Source organism: uncultured Ruegeria sp. (assembly GCF_947500045.1).
GTDB lineage: Bacteria > Pseudomonadota > Alphaproteobacteria > Rhodobacterales > Rhodobacteraceae > Ruegeria.
On sequence record NZ_CANMQQ010000002.1, the window covers coordinates 413,386 to 434,503 of the forward strand.

Annotated in this window: 18 protein-coding genes and 1 pseudogene; 11 read left to right on the top strand and 8 right to left on the bottom strand. The window is 54.8% G+C overall.

The window, feature by feature from the left end; translation table 11 throughout:
• Positions 1-82: 82 nt before the first annotated feature.
• Complete coding sequence (locus Q1B46_RS05570) at positions 83-820, bottom strand: folate-binding protein (protein ID WP_299945654.1); 738 nt, start codon at positions 818-820, stop codon at positions 83-85.
• A 73-nt stretch (positions 821-893) separates the two neighbouring features.
• Between Q1B46_RS05570 and Q1B46_RS05575 the strand changes: the two genes are divergently transcribed.
• The gene (locus Q1B46_RS05575; protein WP_299945656.1) at positions 894-1,568 is read left to right on the top strand and encodes a TIGR04283 family arsenosugar biosynthesis glycosyltransferase; all 675 of its coding nucleotides are present in this window, start codon (positions 894-896) and stop codon (positions 1,566-1,568) included.
• Positions 1,569-1,575: 7 nt separating this feature from the next.
• Here Q1B46_RS05575 and Q1B46_RS05580 read toward each other — a convergent pair.
• Positions 1,576-2,331, bottom strand: a pseudogene (locus Q1B46_RS05580) (hypothetical protein); the annotation flags it as partial.
• 80 nt (positions 2,332-2,411) lie between these two features.
• Positions 2,412-3,281 carry a MurR/RpiR family transcriptional regulator gene (locus Q1B46_RS05585; RefSeq protein WP_299945659.1) on the bottom strand — a complete coding sequence of 290 codons (870 nt, stop codon included), beginning with the start codon at positions 3,279-3,281 and terminating at the stop codon, positions 2,412-2,414.
• A 123-nt stretch (positions 3,282-3,404) separates the two neighbouring features.
• On the opposite strand from Q1B46_RS05585, the gene Q1B46_RS05590 reads away from it, so the two are divergent.
• The 8 genes from Q1B46_RS05590 to Q1B46_RS05625 all read left to right on the top strand — a co-directional run bounded on the left by Q1B46_RS05590 (position 3,405) and on the right by Q1B46_RS05625 (position 12,141).
• On the top strand, positions 3,405-4,199 hold the full coding sequence (locus Q1B46_RS05590) for an N-formylglutamate amidohydrolase (protein WP_299945661.1): 795 nt from the start codon (positions 3,405-3,407) through the stop codon (positions 4,197-4,199).
• Positions 4,196-4,777, top strand: coding sequence for a TRAP transporter small permease subunit (locus Q1B46_RS05595; RefSeq protein WP_299945663.1), 582 nt, complete (start codon positions 4,196-4,198; stop codon positions 4,775-4,777). The genes Q1B46_RS05590 and Q1B46_RS05595 overlap by 4 nt, the downstream gene beginning before the upstream one ends.
• On the top strand, positions 4,774-6,093 hold the full coding sequence (locus Q1B46_RS05600) for a TRAP transporter large permease subunit (protein ID WP_299945666.1): 1,320 nt from the start codon (positions 4,774-4,776) through the stop codon (positions 6,091-6,093). The genes Q1B46_RS05595 and Q1B46_RS05600 overlap by 4 nt, the downstream gene beginning before the upstream one ends.
• A gap of 51 nt (positions 6,094-6,144) precedes the next feature.
• Entirely contained in the window at positions 6,145-7,179 is a 1,035-nt protein-coding gene (locus Q1B46_RS05605) for a TRAP transporter substrate-binding protein (RefSeq protein ID WP_299663782.1), read from the top strand.
• 90 nt (positions 7,180-7,269) lie between these two features.
• Entirely contained in the window at positions 7,270-8,622 is a 1,353-nt protein-coding gene (locus Q1B46_RS05610; protein ID WP_299945668.1) for a glutamine synthetase family protein, read from the top strand.
• A gap of 94 nt (positions 8,623-8,716) precedes the next feature.
• Positions 8,717-10,099: an aldehyde dehydrogenase family protein gene (locus Q1B46_RS05615; RefSeq protein ID WP_299945670.1), complete on the top strand. Its 1,383-nt coding sequence runs from the start codon at positions 8,717-8,719 to the stop codon at positions 10,097-10,099.
• 67 nt (positions 10,100-10,166) lie between these two features.
• The gene (locus tag Q1B46_RS05620) at positions 10,167-11,312 is read left to right on the top strand and encodes an iron-containing alcohol dehydrogenase (protein WP_299945673.1); all 1,146 of its coding nucleotides are present in this window, start codon (positions 10,167-10,169) and stop codon (positions 11,310-11,312) included.
• Between the two features lie 58 nt (positions 11,313-11,370).
• Positions 11,371-12,141, top strand: coding sequence for an alpha/beta hydrolase (locus Q1B46_RS05625; RefSeq protein WP_299945676.1), 771 nt, complete (start codon positions 11,371-11,373; stop codon positions 12,139-12,141).
• Between the two features lie 22 nt (positions 12,142-12,163).
• On the opposite strand, the gene Q1B46_RS05630 is transcribed toward Q1B46_RS05625, so the two are convergent.
• From Q1B46_RS05630 to Q1B46_RS05650, 5 genes are all read right to left on the bottom strand, one after another.
• Entirely contained in the window at positions 12,164-12,442 is a 279-nt protein-coding gene (locus tag Q1B46_RS05630) for a hypothetical protein (protein WP_299945678.1), read from the bottom strand.
• Positions 12,443-12,698: 256 nt separating this feature from the next.
• Positions 12,699-13,115 (bottom strand): hypothetical protein, encoded by a 417-nt coding sequence (locus Q1B46_RS05635; RefSeq protein ID WP_299945680.1) that lies wholly within the window; start codon positions 13,113-13,115, stop codon positions 12,699-12,701.
• Positions 13,115-13,663: a hypothetical protein gene (locus Q1B46_RS05640; protein ID WP_299663768.1), complete on the bottom strand. Its 549-nt coding sequence runs from the start codon at positions 13,661-13,663 to the stop codon at positions 13,115-13,117. Before Q1B46_RS05640 ends, Q1B46_RS05635 begins: the two co-directional genes overlap by 1 nt.
• Complete coding sequence (parE, locus tag Q1B46_RS05645; RefSeq protein ID WP_299945683.1) at positions 13,660-15,618, bottom strand: DNA topoisomerase IV subunit B; 1,959 nt, start codon at positions 15,616-15,618, stop codon at positions 13,660-13,662. Before parE ends, Q1B46_RS05640 begins: the two co-directional genes overlap by 4 nt.
• Positions 15,619-16,109: 491 nt before the next feature.
• Complete coding sequence (locus tag Q1B46_RS05650) at positions 16,110-18,758, bottom strand: S1 RNA-binding domain-containing protein (RefSeq protein ID WP_299945685.1); 2,649 nt, start codon at positions 18,756-18,758, stop codon at positions 16,110-16,112.
• Between the two features lie 554 nt (positions 18,759-19,312).
• On the opposite strand from Q1B46_RS05650, the gene Q1B46_RS05655 reads away from it, so the two are divergent.
• Together Q1B46_RS05655 and ppk2 are read left to right on the top strand one after the other, a co-directional pair.
• Positions 19,313-19,921 carry a peroxidase-related enzyme gene (locus tag Q1B46_RS05655; protein ID WP_299945688.1) on the top strand — a complete coding sequence of 203 codons (609 nt, stop codon included), beginning with the start codon at positions 19,313-19,315 and terminating at the stop codon, positions 19,919-19,921.
• Positions 19,922-20,107: 186 nt separating this feature from the next.
• Entirely contained in the window at positions 20,108-21,037 is a 930-nt protein-coding gene (ppk2, locus tag Q1B46_RS05660; protein ID WP_299945690.1) for a polyphosphate kinase 2, read from the top strand.
• Positions 21,038-21,118 lie beyond the last annotated feature (81 nt).

The following is a 21,118-nucleotide window of genomic DNA, read 5'->3' on the forward strand; positions in this document are numbered from 1 at the left end:
GTGTTACCGCGCAGTGCGATAGGTACCAGCGAAAACACGACCAGAGGGTGATAGTTGTTCCTAGGATGCTGTCAGCAAGGTGTCAGCTGGACAGACGCACAATCGCTTCACCCGCCTGCATGTCCCCTTGGGCGCGGTCCAGTCGCAAATAGGCAATCGCTTTGCCATTGGATTGCGTGAACACTGTTCCCACGGGTTTCCCATTTGACTGAATCTCGGTCCCAACCGGGGCGGTGTCAGAAATCTCAACAACGCGCAGGCCTTTGCGCAGTTCGGTTTTGTGCTTCATGCGTGCGGTGACTTCCTGACCGACATAACAGCCTTTCTTGAAATCCAGCCCATTCAGCGCTTCGAAACCAGCCTCAAGAATGTAGCTATCCGGCGTCAGTTCGATGCTGGTTTCGGGGATGCAATGACGGACGCGGATCGCGTCCCAATCGGTATCATCATCACTTTCGGGCGTTTGGGAATAAGCCCGCCATCCAAGATCGGGATGCCGAGGATCGGGCAGGGCGCCATCAGGCGCCGGGCCAGTGCCGCGTTGCAGATTAAGCTCGGTATCCTCGATCGAGACGTCAGCGCGCAGCTTGTACATCGTCAGGCGTTTAACCAGCCCGTCGGCCAGATCCTCGGCCACATCCAGCAACACCGATACGTCGTCCCGTTTGAGAAAGAAATCGGCCAGATACTTGCCTTGCGGGGTCAGGAGGGCGGCGTAGACCAGCCTATCGTCCAGCCTTTGGACATCATTTGTGATCAGCCCCTGCAGAAAGCTGTCTGTATCCTTGCCGGTCAGGCGCAGAATGCGGCGATTGGGCATGGGTTGATCCTCGTCATTTGGTCTGGCCTCGTGATATAGGAGATCGCGCTGCCATGACCAGAGGGTTTAAGACGTGTCCGCCCCAATCAGTATCGTGATCCCAACCCTGAATGCGGAACGTGATTTGCCAGCAACCCTGCAATCGTTGATGGAGGGGCTGCAACAGGGCCTGATCCGTGAGTTGATTGTGAGCGATGCTGGCTCGGACGATGCAACGCTTGAGATGGCGGATGAGGCTGGGGCCCGGATCGTCACCGGCCCTGCGTCGCGCGGCGGGCAATTGCAAAGAGGCTGCGCCGAAGCCTCGGGCGAGTGGCTGCTGATCCTGCATGCCGATACAGAGTTGCAGCCGAGCTGGACTGCTGTAGTGGCAGAGCATTTGAACTCAGACCGGCCAGCATCCTTTCGTTTGCGGTTCCGTGCAAATGGTCTGGGGCCGCTCTGGGTCGCCGGTTGGGCGAATTTGCGCAGCCGCCTGTTCGGGTTACCCTACGGCGATCAGGGCCTCTTGGTGCGGCAAGAGGCTTATCTGTCAGCAGGCGGATATCCGGATCAGCCGCTGATGGAGGATGTCGCCCTGATCCGCGCCTTGCCGCGCGCTGTATTGTTGAACGCTGACGCGGTTACGAGTGCGGAACGCTATATCCGTCAGGGCTGGTTTCGGCGCGGCGCGCGGAATCTTTGGACCCTGATGCGCTACTTTCTTGGGGCTGATCCGAAGAAGCTGGCTCAGGCGTACCGGGGATAAAGGCGGTGCGCAATTCTACGACGGATTTCCCAAGGCGAAATGGTGCTGCAAAGCTGACCAGACACAAGGCGACGATCTGCAGGACCAGAATATGGGCGTTAGCCTGCAAATACTCCCACTCCTCCTTCAGTTTGCCAACTTGATCAATTAGATCATCGTAGCTTTGGGCAAGGATCAGATAGTCTCCGGCGATGGCAGGTACTTTGCGGCGCATGTTGTCGACGGCAGCTTGTGTGGTTTCGTCCAGAGAGGTGAAAACCAGAAACTGCTGGATATCAAAGGCATCTGCTTTGGCGGCCATGCCCCGGGCGTCTTTCATATCGTCCTTTGCGGTCTGGCCGAACAGGAAATGCAGGCCCTGCAGCGGTGCGACCTCGTTGGTGACCGCGATGAACAGCGGCAAATCGGCGTTGCTGGCGGTTGAGGCAGACAGGAACTCGACCTTTTCGCATAAAACGGCTGTATCTGGATCATAGGCCGGGTCGCAGAATCGCAGTCGGAAACGTGCGGCATCGCGATCAAAGGCCAGAGTTGCCGCGTAGGCCACGTCAATTTGCCGGTCCAGTCGCGAACTGTCCGAAGTATAGAGCCCGGCCAATACGGCCACCAGCGCGCCAATCCCGCCCAATACGACCCAAACCAGATCGGCTAGTTTCCAGGCCCGATGGCCCGCAGGTTTGCGAAACAGGAACCCCGTTCCGAGCAGACCGATCAGAAACGAAAGAATCAGTAACGGCAGTTGATTGTCGGCAATGAATGTCATGTGGCAGAGTGTACGGTTTGAGATGTCTCAGACAACTGTGTTCACGCGCTGTTGTATCTCGTGACACTTCGACAGCAACGTCAGGACCCAGAGCTTTGGCCAAATTTGCGAAACAGTTTCGTCCGGTCGAACGCCTGTTCCAGTTCTTCCGTGCGTTCTTTGACGCTGTCCCACAGACGTTCCTGCATTTCGGCGATTACGCATTCCAGCAGAACCAAAAGTGAGGCCATGGAGTCCCAAGCTGACGGAACCGCGATGCGCGCGGCGAATGTGTGTTTCGCAAGTTGGTGAATGGGGGAACGCCATTGATCCGTCAGCAGCACAACCTCGGCCCCTCGTTCGTGGCAGAGCTGCCCGATCAGTAGGGTGGTGTTTTCGTACCGTCGCACATCCAGGGCCACCAATACGTCGCCTTCCCGCACTTCCAGCAGATCATGCGTCCAAGAGGCCGCATCAGATAGCAGCTTTACGTCGGGACGTATCATCTGCAGGTGAAGATACAGATATTGCGCCAGTGTCCCGGTAATGCGCCCTCCGGTTATGAAAATGCGCCGATCCGGATCGCACAGCATCCGGCACAAACTGTCGAATTTTTCCGGATCCACCTCATCAATCGAACGGCGCTGGTTTTCCAGGGCCTGCCGGGAATACCGATTGAGAATATGTTCTTCCGGCAGATCATTCTGCCACACATCCCGCTTGGCAACTGGCCCCGAGATCATCTCTTTTACTTCGCCCCGGATTGCGGCTTGAAACTGGGGATAGCCCCCAAACCCGGTTTTTTGCAGCATCCGCGCAACCGTGGTGGTCGAAACCGAAGCGATGCTGGCCAGTTCCGTAATGCTGCCAAGGCCCGCCATTGGATAATCATCCAGCAGCACATTCACCAACTGCCGCTCGGATGGGGTCATCGTTTCACGATGGGCAAGGAGCCTTTCAGTTACGCGCACAGAATAGTCCTTTTTTAGTTGTTCGCTATCATATGTATAAATTTTGACATCCGAAACAGTTATGGTGAATTTTTTTCAGGAAAATTATTGACAGGAGATTGATGGGTGTAGAAATCTTTCCCCATGGAATCACCTGACAGCCTTTCGCCTGCTGGGCATCTGGATTTTGGGCCGGCCGTTCACACGCTGGAACCAACGGGTAAACCGTCGGTTATCGTGGTTTGTGAACATGCAACGCATCGGATTCCAGAGGGGCTGGAAGATTTGGGCCTAAGCCCGAAGGCCTTGCGCAGTCATATCGCGTGGGACCCCGGTGCACTGCCGGTGGCACAAGCCATTGCACGACAGATGTCTGCAACAACGGTCTATGGGGGCGTTTCGCGGCTTGTGTATGACTGCAATCGTCCACCTGAAGCCAGCGATGCGATGCCTTCCCAAAGTGAGGATTTCGCCATCCCAGGGAACGCTTCTTTGTCTGAAAGTGAACGCAAGGCGCGGGTCGATAAAATCTATCGGCCTTTTTGCGCCGAACTTGAGACGATGTTGGACCGCTATCGGGATACGCTAGAGCTGATGGTGACAATCCACAGCTTTACACCGGTCTATCGCGGGCAGAACCGGTCCGTCGAATTGGGTCTGCTGCATGGTGAAGACGATCGCTTTGCTTTGAAAATGCTGGAAAATACGCCCTCAGACCTGCCGCTGGTTACGCGCCTGAATGAGCCGTATTCAGCGTTAGACGGCGTGGCGCATACGCTGGATTGTCATGCCGCACCTCGCGGATTGCTGAACGTCATGATCGAAATTCGCAACGACCTGGTTGAAACGCCGGAACAACAACAGGCCATAGCCAATGATCTGGTTCCTTGGATAGACAAAACGCTGAGCGTCGTTCGGGGCGAGGACGTCGTGCAATGAAGTTGATGGCCGCATATGTGCGCATGGTCGATGCGATGAATTATCGGATCGGGCGGATCATGATGTGGGGCCTGTTTGTGATGATGGGTATCCTGCTGTGGTCCTCGATCTCGAAAACCTTCTTTCTGCCGTCTCTCTGGACGCTGGAAATGGCGCAGTTTGCGATGGTGACCTACTACATCATCGGAGGTCCGTACTCGATCCAGATGGGCTCGAACGTACGCATGGATCTTTTCTATCATAACTGGAGCCCGCGTCGGAAAGCATGGTTCGACGCTTGTACGGTGCTGTTGCTTATTCTCTATCTCGGTGTGCTGTTCTATGGGGGGCTGGGTTCGACGGCCTACAGCCTGGGATATTGGGGGGATGAGCCGGTTGCCTACTTCACAGGGCTCGTCACCGGAAGCGAGGAAATCGGAAGACTCGAACGCTCATCCACGGCGTGGCGACCCTATATTTGGCCGGTTAAGGCGATCATGGTGTTCGGTTTCTTCCTGATGCTGCTGCAGGCAATTTCCGAGTTTTTCAAAGACATTGCGCGGATCAACGGGCAGGAAATCGGGGTCAGGCGGGCATGAGCCAAGAATATATCGCCATCTTCATGTTCGCCTCGATGATGCTGATGCTTTTTACCGGCCAGCGCGTTTTTGGTGCTATCGGCGCAGTCGCGGCCATAGCGGCGCTGGTGCTATGGGGCACAGGTGGACAGGACATTCCCTTTTCGGCTGCGATGAAGCTGATGAAGTGGTACCCACTGCTCACGCTGCCGATGTTTATATTTATGGGTTATGTCCTTAGCGAAAGCCGGTTGGCAGATGACCTCTATCGCATGTTCCACGTCTGGATGGGACCTGTGAACGGAGGGCTGGCGATTGGCACAATCGGGCTGATGGTCTTGGTTTCGGCGATGAACGGCCTCAGCGTGGCCGGCATGGCCATCGGGGCAACGATCGCTTTGCCCGAACTTCTACGACGCGGGTATGACAAGACGATGGTGACAGGGGTCATTCAGGCCGGGTCGAGCCTTGGTATCCTCGTGCCGCCTTCGGTTGTTCTGGTGCTTTACGCCATGATCGCGCGTCAACCTGTCGGTCAGCTGTGGCTGGCTGGGATTGTACCGGGGCTGCTGATGGCATCGCTATTTATCCTTTATATCTGGATACGCTGTCGCATTCAGCCAGAGCTTGGCCCGGCGATGGAAGACGCGCACGAAGTACCACGGGCCGAGAAACTCCGATTGCTGGGTGCGGGCGCGTTGCCGCTGATTATCTTCGCAGCAATGATGATCCCATTCGTCAATGGCTGGACTTCGCTTGTCGAAAGCTCGGCACTTGGGGCGCTGGCAGCACTGGTGGCATCGGTTCTCAAACGCCGGATGACGTGGAAAATCTTTGAGGACTGCACCAAGCAGACGCTGGCCATATCCTGCATGTTCATGTGGATTATTCTTGCCGCGTTAGGCTTTGGGGCTGTGTTTGATGGATTGGGCGCGGTCAAGGCAATCGACAGCCTGTTCACCGAACAGCTGAGTTTGTCACCTTGGGTTATCCTGATCCTGATGCAGCTAAGCTTTATCGTCATGGGTACTTTCCTGGACGACACGGCGATGCTGGTCATCGTGGCCCCACTTTATGTGCCGCTTGTCGGTGCGCTGGGTTTTGACCTGATCTGGTATGGTGTGCTGTATACGATCACCACGCAGATCGCATATATGACGCCGCCTTTCGGATATAACCTGTTCCTGATGCGTGCGATGGCCCCACCAGAGATCAGTCTGAAAGACATCTATCGCTCGATCTTTCCCTTTGTCGGCGTGATGGTTCTGGCGCTCGTGATAATCATGATGTTCCCCGAGATCGCCCTTTGGCTGCCCGGTTATGTTTATGGAAAATAATTAGAAGGCCCGGCAAACGGGCACATAAACTTCAACGGAGAGGAAATTGACATGACGACAAGACGTAAGTTTTTGAAAACTGCCGGGGTAGGGGTCGCTGCTGCGCCTCTGGCCGCACCAGCGCTTGCGCAAAGTACGATTACATGGCGGATGCAGACCTATGCTGGGCCAGCACTGGCTGCACATGTGATCGATCCGGCCATCGAGATGTTCAACAAGATCGCTGGCGACCGCATGCAGATCGAGCTGTTCTACGCCGACCAACTGGTTCCGACTGGAGAGCTGTTCCGCGCCATGCAAAAGGGCACAATCGACGCGGTGCAGTCCGATGATGACTCGATGGCCTCGCCCACTGAGGTCACCGTGTTCGGCGGCTACTTCCCCTTTGCCTCGCGCTATTCGCTGGACGTGCCGGTTCTGTTCAACCAGTGGGGCCTGAACGAGATATGGGACGAAGAATACTCCAAAGTTGGGGTCAAACATATCAGCGCTGGTGCATGGGATCCGTGCCATTTCGCGACCAAGGATCCGATCAACTCGCTGGAGGACATGAAGGGCAAACGTATCTTCACATTCCCAACTGCGGGTCGGTTCCTGTCGCAGTTCGGCGTGGTGCCGGTGACGCTGCCATGGGAAGATATCGAGGTCGCGGTTCAGACCGGTGAGTTGGACGGTATCGCATGGTCGGGCATCACCGAAGATTACACCGTTGGTTGGGCGGATGTGACCAACTATTTCCTGACCAACAACATCTCGGGTGCTTGGGCGGGTCACTTCTTTGCCAATATGGACCGCTGGAACGAGCTGCCTGAAGATCTGCAAACCCTGTTCAAGGTCTGCTGTGATCAGTCACACTACTATCGCCAGTGGTGGTATTGGGGCGGAGAGGCCAATCTGCGGGTCAACGGCACAAAGATGCAGTTGACGACCATCCCAGATGAGGAATGGGCTACCGTTGAAGGAGCGGCCGTGAAATTCTGGGATGAGATTGCGGCGGAATCTGAGACCAAGGCAAAGGTCGTGGATATCTTCAAACGCTACAATGCCGAAATGCTCAAGGCCGGGCGGCCTTATCGCTACGGCTGATGAAACTTGACCGGCCCGTTTTCTGGCGGGCCGGTCGCTATATGGGTCAAGAATTTTCGTCGAAAATTCTCGCGCATTTTGAGGTAATTTATGCTGACACTCGAACACCTTAAGACGCAGGTTTCTGCTGGTGAGATTGATACTGTATTGGTGTGTATGGTTGACATGCAGGGTCGTTTGATGGGGAAACGCTTCCATGCGGGTCACTTTGTTGCAGGTGCGTGGGAAGAGACGCATTGCTGCAATTACTTGCTGGCCACGGATCTGGAGATGGGAACACCGGATGGCTATGCCTCGACCAGTTGGGAGCGGGGGTACGGCGATTATGTGATGAAGCCTGATCTGAGCACACTGCGCCCGGTGCCGTGGCTTGAAGGCACGGCGATGGTGATGTGCGATGTGTTGGATCATCATACGCATGAAGAGGTGCCGCATGCGCCTCGGTCGATCCTGAAGCGTCAGGTGAACCGACTGAAAGCGATGGGTTATGACGCGATGTGCGCGACGGAGCTGGAGTTCTTTCTATTCGAGAAAAGTTTTGATCAGATCCGCAAAGAAGGTTTCCGTGATCTGGAGCCGATCTCGGGCTATAACGAAGACTACCATATCCTTCAGACCACCAAGGAAGAGCATGTGATGCGCCCGATCCGCAACCATCTGTGGAATGCGGGGATACCGGTCGAGAACTCGAAAGGTGAGGCCGAGACTGGGCAAGAAGAACTGAACATCAAATATGCGGCGGCGATGGAGACGGCCGAGTATCACTCGATCGCCAAGAACGCCGTGAAAGAGATTGCCTGGCAGCATGGCCATGCGGCGACGTTTTTACCGAAATGGCACCATGAAAAGGTCGGCAGTTCGTCCCATGTCCACCAGTCGCTTTGGGCGGAGGGGCGCCCCATCTTTTTCGACGAAAAAGATCCGCTTGGCATGTCGGATGTGATGAAATGCTACATGGCGGGTCTGTTGAAATACGCCGCCGATTACACCTATTTCATGGCACCCTACATCAATAGCTACAAGCGGTTCATGAAGGGGACCTTTGCGCCGACGCGGATCATTTGGTCGGTGGACAACCGCACGGCCGGGTTCCGCCTGTGCGGCGATGGAACCAAATCGGTTCGGGTGGAGTGCCGAATACCGGGCTCGGACATGAATCCCTATCTGGCGATGGCGGGGATGCTGGCAGCCGGGATCGCTGGCATAGAACAGGGGCTGGAGCTGCAGCCTCCGACCCAAGGGGATGTCTATCAGGGCGAGACCGGGATGATCCCCGGCAACCTGCGCTCAGCGCGGGATGCGTTGAATGGATCGGCTATGTTGCGATCGGCCATGGGCGATGAGGTGGTCGATCACTATACCCGCGCGGCTGAGGTGGAGATCGAAGAATTCGAACGTGTGGTGACCGATTGGGAAATAGCACGCGGGTTCGAGCGAGCTTAGAGGGTCGGAGCGAGGGGCCAGCCCCTCGCGCACCCCGAGGTATTTTTAGCCAGATGAAACAGGGGATCCTGTTTCTTTCGGAGATGGAGTGGATATGGGGCAGATGTTGAAATGCATCTCACCGATTGATGGGTCGGTTTTTGCAGAGCGCGAAGTGGTATCGCGCGAGGCGGCGTTTGAAGCCGCGAGGCAGGCAAAAGCTGCGCAATCGGGCTGGGCGGCGCGACCATTGCAGGAACGAATTGATCTTGTGATGGCAGGTGTTGCCGCCGTTGGCGCGATGAATGATGAGATCGTACCGGAACTGGCGCATATGATGGGGCGCCCGGTGCGCTATGGCGGCGAGTTTGGCGGCTTCAATGAACGCGCCAGCCATATGGCGGAGATTGCCGAGACGGCTCTGGCTGATATCGCGGTGGGTGAGGACGCGAGTTTCAAACGCTACATCAAGCGCATCCCGCATGGTGTGGTCTTTGTGGTGGCGCCCTGGAACTATCCTTACATGACGGCAATTAATACCGTTGCACCGGCGTTGATTGCGGGCAATACCGTGATCCTGAAACATGCCACGCAGACCCTGCTGGTGGGCGAACGCATGGCGCGGGCTTTCCATGCAGCGGGTGTGCCGGAAGATGTGTTCCAGAATATCTTTCTGAGCCATGACGTGACCAATGATCTGATCGCGGGCAATGCGTTCGACTTCGTGAACTTCACCGGTTCGGTCGGCGGTGGCCAGGCGATGGAACGCGCGGCGGCGGGGACCTTTACCGGTGTTGGCACAGAACTGGGCGGCAAGGATCCGGGCTATGTCATGGAAGACGCCGATCTGGATGCGGCCGTCGATACCCTGATCGACGGAGCCATGTTCAACGCGGGCCAGTGCTGCTGTGGGATCGAACGGATTTACGTGCATGAAAGCCTTTATGATGACTTCGTTGCCAAGGCGGTGGAGATCGTGAAGGGCTACAAGCTGGGCAACCCATTGGACACTGCGACAACGATTGGCCCGATGGCCAATGTGCGCTTTGCCAATGAGGTGCGCGCGCAGATCGCCGAGGCGGTCGCAGCAGGCGCAGTGGCCCATATCGAAACCTTAGCCGAGGATGATGGCGGTGCCTACCTGACGCCGCAGATCCTGACAGGCGTGACTCATGACATGCGCGTAATGCGGGATGAGAGCTTTGGCCCCGTGGTGGGCATCATGAAAGTGTCCTCGGATGGAGAGGCCATCGCGCTGATGAATGACAGTGAATTCGGCCTGACTGCCAGTCTTTGGACCCGCGATCTTGACCGTGCCGCTCGGGTCGGCGACCAGGTTGAAACCGGCACCGTATTTATGAACAGGGCCGATTATCTGGACCCTGGCCTGTGCTGGACGGGCTGCAAGAATACCGGTCGCGGTGGTGGCTTGTCCGTCATCGGCTACCACAACCTGACACGTCCCAAATCCTATCACCTAAAAAAGGTCACGGGCTAAGGGCGCCGGCCTGCTCTGAACTTACGCCCTCGCCAGAGCAGGCCCCAAAATACAAAGGAAACCTGACATGTCACTTGTTGGAAACTGGTCATATCCGACCGCAATCAAATTCGGCGCCGGGCGGATCAAGGAATTGCCCGAGGCCTGCGCCGCCGCCGGTATGAAGAAACCGCTGCTGGTCACCGACAAGGGGCTGGCCGATCTGCCGATTACTACAGCGACGCTGGACATCATGGAATCGGCCGGGTTGGGCCGCGGATTGTTCAGCGACGTGGATCCGAACCCCAATGAAAAGAACCTCGATGCGGGGGTCGCGGCCTATAACGCCGGTGGCCATGACGGGGTGATCGCCTTTGGCGGTGGCTCGGGGCTGGATCTGGGCAAGATGGTGGCCTTCATGGCCGGTCAGACGCGGCCCGTGTGGGACTTTGAGGATATCGGCGACTGGTGGACTCGCGCCGATGCTGATGTCATTGCACCAATCATCGCCGTGCCAACCACCGCCGGCACCGGGTCCGAGGTGGGGCGCGCCAGTGTCATCACCAACTCTGAGACCCATGCCAAGAAGATCATCTTTCACCCCAAGGTGCTGCCCACGGTTGTGATCTGCGACCCCGAACTGACGGTGGGTATGCCCAACTTCATCACTGCAGGCACCGGTTTGGATGCGTTCGCCCATTGCGTTGAGGCCTATTCCAGCCCGCATTATCACCCGATGAGCCAAGGCATGGCGCTAGAAGGGATGCGGCTGGTCAAGGACTACCTGCCGCGCGCCTATGCCGATGGCACCGATATCGAGGCCCGCGCCCAAATGATGAGCGCGGCGGCGATGGGTGCGACCGCCTTCCAGAAGGGTCTTGGCGCCATTCACGCGATGAGCCACCCTATAGGCGCGGTGTTCAACACCCATCACGGCACCACCAACGCGGTCTGTATGCCCACGGTGCTGGACTTCAACGCACCCGCCATCGCCGACCGCTTCCAGCACGCCGCGAACTATCTGGGCATCGACGGCGGCTTCGACGGCTTCCGCACATTTGTACAGGAGTTCAACGACGCCCTCGGTATCCCACGCAAGCTCTCCGATTTGAGCGTGACCGAGGACGCCATCCCCGAGTTGGTCAAAGGGGCGATCATTGATCCGTCCTGCGGCGGCAACCCGATTGAGCTGACTGAAGACAACCTGACGGTGCTTTTCAAAGCAGCCCTCTAAGCCTCTTGCGCGCACTCTCCCTCATCATGCATTCTGAGTGTAGGTGAGGGAGATTTTCATGACAAAAGAGATTGTTCTGATCCACGGCGCTTTCGCTGGGCCGTGGTGTATGAAGGACTACGCGGGTTTTTTCCGCGCACTTGGCTGGACGGTTCATACACCTGCACTGCGGTTTCATGGCGGCGATCCGAAGGCCGAGCCTGACCCTAGCATGACCGATACCAGCGTTACGGATTACGCCAATGATATTGCCGAGTTTGTGCAGGGTTTGGACAGCAAGCCCATCTTGCTGGGTCATGCCATCGCGGGTGTTGTGGCGCAGCAGGTGGCGGCGCGCGGGTTGGCCAGCGCGATTGTTCTGATCAACCCGAACGCACCGTGGGGCACGTTGCCCGAAACCGACGATGAACGCGCCGTTCCGCGCGCGTTGATGGAGGGCGGTGCGTTCTGGAAACAGCCCATGCGGGTCGATTTCGACCTGATGGCCCCCTTTGCGCTGAACAAAATGCCCGAGGCGCAGCAGCATGAGGTGTTCGACCAGCTGGGCGCTGAAAGCGGGCGGGTGATGTTTGAGATGTTCTTCTGGATGTTCGATGACCACCACGCAATGAAGGTGGATATCGACAAGGTCGACTGCCCGGTGCTGATCGTATCGGGCACCGAGGATCGGGCCGTGAACCCCAACACCTGCCGCGCGCTGGCGAAACTCTACGGAGAACGCGCGACGTTTCTGCCCGTCGAAAACCACGCGCATTTCCTGTTTATGGAGCCGGGATGGGAAGACCCCGCCGGGCAGATTGCGGATTGGTTGGATCAAAAGGTGGGCTAGGGCGCCCACCTTTTATCGCCGATCAATTGGTTGAAAACGTGCTCTGAGGTCGCCAGGTCAGAGTGCCGTCGCTGTTGCGATAGCACCGTAGCAGCCGTTCCTCGCGCGTGTTGACGGTTGAGGTGACGGTGTTGTCGCCCGTCATCAGAACAAATGCATCTTCGGAATAGGCCATGCCTTTATAATAACAGAACCGCGTTTCAGCCCCGTCCGGAATGGGGGATGCGGTGCTGAGCATCTGCTGCGCGGGGGCTGCCGAGGCCAGCAGGGTCAGAGCCAGCCCGAGGGTTAATGTTTTCATGTCGTCCTCCCGTTCGAAATCTCGTGTTCGTTGAAATTGGGTCTTGGACGCTCGGAACCTCAAATGTCGTTCTTGGATGACGGATTGAGGGGAAGTGTGAACGGGATCAGCGGGTTAGGCAAGGGGATGTTCAAGGTGGATTTGGGCAAGGATATCAGTCCTGCAGCCCTGCAAGGATTGAAACACTACGCATTCGCTCTAGCCGCAGGCACGAACCACTTTGCGACACAGGTAATTTGCAGTCTCTGCTCGCTTTTCACGGCTGTCCGGATTCAAGGAAAAGTCCACTTTGCTGTGGGGCATCATTGAAAGCTGGAGGAAGGCTAACTAACCCTTCAAGCAAATAAGGATGGATCTCGTCGGACGAAAACAGTGTAGCCTCTCGATTCCAATGAACGGTATATATCGAATTTTCTAGACCGGGAATTCTGTTGGATCTTGGTTCACCCTTCCCGGTGTAGACGAATATCCAATCCCCTTTTTTTACCCACCCCATACCGAGCCACATGGAGTTATCATTGATAGGAAAGATGTGGCTATTTGGTTGTTTTATTCCGATCCCGATCCATTGATATTGAAGATAAAAGTCTTCTTCGACTTTTATTGGAATCCTCTCGAGGTTCGGTACGCCGCGATCAACTACGTCCATTAGCATCAAAGCAGAGTCGATCATTATGACTTCCCTTTTGAGAAAAATGCGGTACCAAAAATCCCAACGAGATAGGCTATTGCCGCAACGCCCAGAATTGCCCAATCGCGACCTTCCAAGGGTTCCGCGTTTGGGACAAATGCCAAAGTCACCAGAATACCGGCCGCGACCAGAATTGCTGTTGAGTACTTCTTCTCCGACTTTGCAGAGTCTCTTTTCTCTCTTTCAACGCGAACATCAGCCTGCGATAATGCTAGGTCGCTTTTCAGGTCGGCAACCTGTTCTGTTAAATCTCTATTTTGAGACCTAAGTTCGTTGTTCTCCTGTTCCAACTCCCTCAGTCTAGCGGCAATCAGATAAGAAGTGTTTGCTCCTGAAATCCCACGAACGTTCTCCTCCGCAATTCGCTTGACGGTTCCGACGAATTCACCGCTTGCGTATTTCGCCTCTGTCACAGGAGGTAAAACTTCGCCTTCGATTGAAGTGTGTTTTTGGTTTCCAGATGCACCTGAATCTGGGACCTCCGGGATACCAGTATGGGCTCTATTTAACTTGGATTTGGGGTTATTCAAACATCCAGCTCCTCCACGAACCGCGCGTTTTCCTGAATGTACTGGAACCGCAGTTCGGGTTTTTTACCCATCAGGCGCTCGACCAGATCGCCGGTCTCGCCGGGTTCGTCCTCGTCGATGGTGACGCGGATCAGTTTGCGCGAGGCCGGGTCCATCGTGGTCTCTTTCAGGTCCTTGGCGTCCATCTCGCCCAGACCCTTGAAGCGCGAGACGTCGATCTTGCCTTTGCCGCCCAGGCCTTTTTCCAGCCACTCGTCCCGCTCGGCCTCGTCCAGACAATAGACACGTTTGGCGCCTTGGGTCAGGCGATACAGCGGCGGGCAGGCGAGGTAGAGGTGGCCCGCGTCAATCATCGGGCGCATCTGGGTGAAGAAGAAGGTCATCAGCAGCGCCGCGATATGCGCGCCGTCTACATCCGCGTCGGTCATGATGATGATCTTGTCATAGCGCAGGTCATCGACGTTGAAGCGGGTGCCAAGGCCAACCCCCAGTGCTTGGGTCAGGTCGTTGATCTCGGCATTGGTGCCCAGCTTGGAACTGGCCGCGCCCAGCACGTTCAGGATCTTGCCGCGCAGGGGTAGAAGGGCCTGCGTTTTGCGGTTGCGACCCATTTTTGCAGATCCGCCCGCAGAATCTCCTTCGACGATGAATAATTCGGTTCCGTCCCGTGTTGAACTACTACAGTCCACCAGCTTGCCGGGGAGACGAAGTTTCTTAGTGGCGGACTTGCGTTGTGTTTCCTTCTCGGCCCGTCGGCGCAGACGTTCCTCAGACCTTAGGATGAGGAAGTCTAAGATAGCGCCGGCGGATTTCGTGTCCGCGGCCAGCCAGTTGTCGAAATGGTCGCGGACGGAGTTTTCGACCAACCGCTGTGCCTCGACCGTGGCCAGCCGGTCTTTGGTCTGGCCGACGAATTCCGGTTCACTGATGAAACAGGACACCAGCGCGCAGCCGCCCGTAATCAGGTCGTCACGGGTGATCTGTGCGGCCTTTTTGTTGTTGATCAGCTCTCCGTAAGCCTTGATGCCTTTGAGGACGGCGGCCCAGAACCCTGCCACATGGGTGCCGCCTTCGGGGGTAGGAACGGTGTTACAGTAGGACTGGATGAACCCATCGCGCGAAGGCGTCCAGTTGATCGCCCATTCGACCTTTCCGGGTGCGTTGAATTTTTCCTGAAAGTCCACGGTACCGGCAAAGGGCTGCTCGGCATAGGTCGAAGAGCCGTTCATCGTTTCCTTCAGGTAATCCGAAAGGCCGCCGGGGAAGTGGAAGCTCGCTTCGGTCGGGGTCTCGCCATCGTCGATGTGGGACTTCCAGCGGATTTCGACGCCCGAGAACAGGTAAGCCTTAGAGCGGATGGATTTGAACAGTCGGGCGGGTTTGAACTTGTGGTGGCCGAAGATGTCGGGGTCGGCGTGGAAAGTCACCGTGGTGCCGCGCCGGTTTGGGGCCGCGCCAACCTTTTCCACCGGGCCCAGAGGGATACCGCGTGAGAACCGCTGTTCAAAAAGCTGTTTGTCGCGGGCCACCTGAACCACCATCGAATCCGACAGGGCGTTGACCACCGAGGCACCGACGCCGTGCAGACCGCCCGAGGTCTGATAAGCCTTGCCCGAGAACTTGCCGCCCGCATGCAGGGTACACAGGATCACCTCAAGCGCGGATTTGTCCGGGAATTTGGGATGCGGATCGATAGGAATGCCGCGCCCGTTGTCACGCACGGTCAGGGCGTAATCTGCGTGCAGCTCCACCTCGATCCGGTTCGCGTAACCCGCCACCGCCTCGTCCATCGAGTTGTCGAGGATTTCCGCCACCATATGGTGCAGCGCACGCTCATCCGTGCCACCGATATACATGCCGGGGCGTTTGCGGACCGGTTCCAGGCCTTCGAGCACCTCGATGGACGAGGCGTCATATATGGTGGTCGCTTCTGGCGTCAACAGTTCGTCGGGCATATGGGCTGCTCTTGTTTTTAAGTTTCCTCCATTATGGCAGGTGATGTGGTCCGGGGGAAGAGGGGCGCGAGGTGTTGTGGGTGGTTTGGCCACCAAGCCGTCCTTCGCTGCGTTTGCAACCAACCAAGTCCAAACGTCCGCTTTGCGCTGTCTTTGCGCTTGTAAAGTCTGGCGAGCTTCTCTGAAGCCGACATTCAGCCGGGAAAACACCTTGCGCTAGATTTGAGCCACGACGCGTGTCTATTGGGGTCGGGAACAAATGCTGCGAGTCAACTGGGCAGCTGGCAGCTAAAAGCGTGCACTTCTAATTTGGGTATAGTCGGTTGCCGCGCCATGTTGCCCAACCTTGAGGCCAAAGCCACTGGGTCACCCAACAAAATCATACGGCAACCTTTGGTTCATCCAAAGGTTGCCGTTTCATAAGATATATGTTGTGGCACTGCATTATTTTTTTCGGATCCTACCACGGCTCGCAATATGCTATCAATCCCCTAAAATTCTACTAACGACCCTTTCAGTCGTTCGTTGGCTGTATTGTATTCTTTTATCTTTACAATGACTTGATCACCTTCCTCCAGTTCACTGAAGACTACATGAGACGACTTGCCAAAGTCTGACTGATGCACAAAGCAGTCCATTCCCGAATCAAGTTCAACAAAAATGCCGTAGTTCTGAATTGATGCAACTTGACCCAAGTGTTCTGATCCGCGTGGGAAATCTTCCGCGATGCGACTCTTTGCTGAGTAGCCATCACTCTTTACCTCTTTTGACTCAACAAATCTCGTGAGGCTAGCAACCATCTCAGTGTGTGACCATGAAAAGCTATCTGGTGCTATCTGGTTTTCAAGAAAAAACTGCGACCCGTAACCACTTAAGTAGTTCACCAGGGAAACACTACTGCTTAGCGCGGCATCTTTTGAACCGGCCTTGAAAAGACCTCTCCCAACAAGGTTGTCCGCAATTCTGTTGGCCACCATGGAGTCCCTGAAGAAGGTGTCTTCCGAGACAATTGAAAGATAGTTGATGTTTCGAATTACGTTGAGGTGAGTGAACCCAGACGCTGTCAATACAACCAAGTCATCTATGTCAACAGTCTTCGTTAATCCTTCTGTCATGACTAGTTCTGATTGCACTAGTGATGCTACCTCAGCAATAGTGCGTTCCCTAGCATGCCCGAGACCTTGCATCACTTGAACTAAGGTTTCAACTTTGTGGAAACCTTTTGTGTTGTTTGGGCCCGAAACTTTGAAGTTCTCTTTGAGCCAACATAGAATATCTAGTCGAACGAACGGATCTGGAAGCTCGTCTCGTGGGTCAGAATGAAAAACATTGACTAGCCTAGACTTTTCATCGCTAAAGTAACGACGATTTCCTTTTAGGAGCACTCGATAAACCAAGTGGGAGGGTAAGCGGTATTCCCCGTTCGAGAGGCGCATCTTAAGGATGTCATCAGCGCTGATATGTCCTGACTTACAAAAATCCAGAACTACTTCGAGCCCTCGGCGAATATTTCGTCCAGCCAATCCTTTGATAATAGATTTGAAGTGCTTGTCTTGAAACAGAGTGGTGATGATACACCGCATAAAGTTCGCAACTTCGTTTCTGCCACAGCTTACTATTACACCATTTTCCGTACTGAATCTGAATTTTTCCGGATTGCTACCGACAGATCTCAATAGGTATCCCATTCTCGCAGACAGCACTTTTTCCAGAAGCGGTGCCTCAATTCGGAATACCAAGTCCTTAATTACGGTATCCAACGGTGGGAGGTCTGAGTAAGTATCGTAAGTCGTGTCCCGAAGAGGTAGAAAAATTAGACACCTAAATTCATTCTTCAACCATGCTGCGACCTCGAACATTAACAACTGATCATCCCGTGTTCTCTTGTCACAGTTGTCCAAGACAATCACTAGGAGAAGCCCTCTCTCTTCGAAAAGAAGAGAAATCAAATTTACAAGCGTCTGCCTGGTGTCTCCCTGCAAGCGCTTCATTTCCTCAGCCAGTATTTCCAGGTGCTGGATTGAATCTGGTGGGAAAAATGCGGCTCGCCCTTTAGCAACCGCACCCAACTCCTTTGAGTACAGTTTTTTTAAGAAGTCCAAGGATTCGAAATCTATTTCCGGAAAAATGTATCGTATTTTTTTTGATATCGCGTCTAATATCCAGTCGTATATCTCAGTCTTTGACAACGGTGCATTGTTCAAGTCAACATTAACCCACCGCGTGGATTGTACGAGACTTTGTGGGAGGGCTTTTAACCTCAAAAATTCCGTAAATGTTGACTTTCCAGCTCCAACGCCGCCGACCAATAAGCACAGTTCGTTTTTCAGCCGATCTCTATTCTCGAAAGTTCCTAGTGTCTCGAAAATCTCCGTCGGGTTCTCTGTGTCGTTAATAGTGTTAGAGTCTCTCTGGTGAGGCGGAATAGTTGCACGTAGAACCCTGTCGATAGGGGCCACATGAGACTCCCGGCGTTTAGATCGGATGTAGGCATTTTCTACAATCCCGGCCTTTTCCTCAATGGTTTCCGGGTTGAATAGTGATTGATATTCGAGAGAAACGTTCGAGCCAAAATCGTTTGCACCAACAGATTCGTTGATTACTGATTTTCCGCCCAGAGAGAAAACAGGCTTGGTGTACTTGGCCACACCGCGTATTTCAGATCTGATAGCAGAAACCCTTGACGCTACGACATCTCTTCCGCCAAACCTCAGAAGGTCAATAAAATCTTGGTTTGTTACACTACAATTCTCAACGTTTAGATCAATTGCAGGGCTCTGTTGATCCGAAAACCCAGCTATCAGCCGCAACCCATTTGTCGCAATAATTCGCTCACATGGGTTTACTCTATTATCATACAACGCATTTATCTCATGCGCATACAGTCGAGCTTCACGAAAAGCCTCTTCAAGATTATCGTCGTTTGGCTCTTTCGCCTCAACAATCAAAGAGGGGACCCCATCGATAACTATAGCGTAATCAGGATAGTAGAGTTTTTGACTACGCCCCTTACCAATCACTATCTTCCGAATGTCGCGCTTTGTTTGGATATCATCAGGAAAGAAATCCAAGCCATCTGGAGAACTTTTGGTCAGAAGCCCATAAACAAATTTCTGCTCTACATCACTTTCCGTGAACATAGTTTTTCCTATATTATTGAGGCAGCACAAGATGTTGCGTTGTAGTATTTGTACGGCTTGCATCGACATTGGCAAGGAGTAAACGGTGCAACAGGATCTTTGTAGCCATTCGCTTCTTCGCCAAGCTTGAGTTACCCACTGGGCTAACAAAATACTTGCTCTAACCTTCAAGCCAAAAAGTTACTTTTCTATGGTGAAGATGTCGAACTCATCGAGCACTTAGAGATGATGTGCCGCAAGTGGTTGCCACGTAATGCCCATTTGCTGAGCAAGTCGAACGTGCAGAAGTGCTATAGCTGGACCCTGGCAAATGTCTGGTTTGTCCAGCCTCATGACCAATGCAGCGAGAGATTGCCTAGATCCGCTAGCTGGGGCTTGGAGTTTGGTCGGACGTCTGCTTCGAGCAGTGAGCGCCCTTTCGCGATTGCAGCATTCTTTCCTTGTGGCAATGGCGGGAGTGGGCTCTTAGTGAATACTCGTCGATTTCGTCTCGCTACCTGATCAAAGCGCTCTTAGTCTGCGGACACGAAGCAATCGAGACAACAGGAACCCAAATGAGCTGGATCAAAACCATCCCCTACGCTGAGGCGACGGGTAAGCTGCGTAAACTCTATGACCGTGTGACCGGGCCGGATAACAATGTCGATAACATCATGATGGCGCATTCGTTGCGGCCTCATTCGATGGAAGCCCATATGGCGGTCTACAAGAATGTGCTGCACCACTCGGCCAATACGGTGCCCAAGTGGTTTCTGGAAGTGCTCGGTGTTTGGGTCAGTGCGCTGAATCGGTGCGGGTATTGTGTTGAACATCACTTTTCCGGGCTGCAGCGGTTGTTGCAAGATGAAGCGCGCGGAGATGCGATCCGGGCCGCGATTGAAGCGGGTGACCCTGCTTCGGCCCCTTTGGACCCGGCGCAAGTGGCCGCGATGGGGTATGCGCGTAAATTGACCGAGGCACCGGGCGATCTGACCGAGGCGGATATCATCGCCCTGCGCAATGCCGGTTGGGAAGACGGAGAGATCCTTGAGATCAACCAGGTGTGTTCGTATTTTTCCTATGCGAACAGGACCGTGCTTGGGCTGGGGTGTTCGACCGACGGGGATGTTCTGGGGCTGTCGCCAAACAACTCGGACAATCCAGACGATTGGGGACATCGGTGAGCGAGGAAACGAGGGGCCACCATTCCCCGATGCTGAAGTGGCGGCTGTTCAGTGTGATCAGCGAGGATCGTTTGGCTTTTCATGTCCGGACAGCGGGAAACCCATAGGCAAATTGACACCAGTCAAAGCGCGGACTGAAGCCACGTGCTAGTCGTTCCCCGGACCGTGGAACCGAGGAGAACATGCATGGATGCCAAGCCCCAGATCACACAGAAATCACCCCGGATCGAAGCTGTAACTATCCCCGCAGCGGACAGTCCTTCGCCCAGCCCCGAGAAAATCCGGCAGGCTTTTGAAAGCGGTAAGTATCCGTACGGCCGTAAGATGGCGCGCAAGGATTATGAGGCGCAGAAAGCCGAGCTGCAGGCAGAGCTGCTGAAGGTCCAATTATGGGCGCGGGACACCGGGCAGCGATTTGTGTTGTTGTTTGAGGGTCGCGACGCTGCGGGAAAGGGCGGAACCATAAAAAGGTTCATGGAGCACCTTAATCCACGTCTGGCGCGGGTCGTTGCGTTGAACAAACCGACGGATGAGGAAAAGGGGCAGTGGTATTATCAGCGTTATGTCCAACAACTTCCGACTGTCGGTGAAATGGTTTTTTATGACAGGTCCTGGTACAACCGTGCGGGTGTTGAACGGGTCATGGGTTTCTGCTCGCCCAATGAATATCTGGAGTTTATGCGGCAAACGCCCGAGTTGGAGCGGATGCTGGTGCGCTCGGGTATTCAGCTCTATAAATACTGGTTTTCTGTCACGCAGGAAGAACAGCAACGCCGCTTCCGGAGTCGCGAGACCGATCCGCTGAAGCAGTGGAAGCTATCTCCGATCGACAAGGCCAGCCTGAGCAAATGGGATGATTATACCGAGGCGAAAGAGGCGATGTTCTTTTACACGGACACCGCAGATGCGCCTTGGACCATTGTCAAATCCAATGACAAGAAACGCGCACGCCTGAACTGCATGCGTCACTTCCTGTCTACGCTGGACTATCCCGATAAGGACGACCGGATCGTGGGGGAACCTGATCCGCTGATCGTCGGACAGGCCCATCATGTAATCCAACGCTCAGATCACATCCTCGGAACGGCATTACACCCTGATTCCAAAACTACCTAATTGCGGGAACAAAGTGTAAGCGCGGCCAGCACCCTGCGGGGTGGTGGCTTTTCATTGCTTAGCTGATTTGAGTCTCACTTT